The organism is Mameliella sp. CS4, assembly GCF_019392335.1.
GTDB lineage: Bacteria > Pseudomonadota > Alphaproteobacteria > Rhodobacterales > Rhodobacteraceae > Antarctobacter.
In genome coordinates, this window is sequence record NZ_JAHXRQ010000289.1 from 1 (window position 1) to 237 (window position 237).

Annotated in this window: 1 protein-coding gene; it reads left to right on the forward strand. The window is 67.1% G+C overall.

What is annotated here, in order from left to right:
• On the forward strand, positions 1-237 hold a 237-nt coding region (locus tag KZZ07_RS27425; protein WP_219520208.1), incomplete at both ends, for a DnaB-like helicase C-terminal domain-containing protein.

Consider the following 237-nt stretch of genomic DNA (forward strand, 5'->3'; position numbering starts at 1 on the left):
TCGAGGATCTCGATGCGGTCGCCAGCGCAGGCCTCGCCACCACGATGCAAAGGGTGACGCTCGCGCAATCGACCTCGAGCGCTCTGGCGCGGGTCGCTCGCGTACGAGCTGGTTTGGAGCCTCCCGGCGTCAGCTACGGCATCCCAAAGCTCGATCGAGCCACTCTCGGTATGCGCCCAGACCAGCTCATTGTCCTCGCGGGCAGACCGGGCATGGGCAAGACCGCGGTCGCCCTTC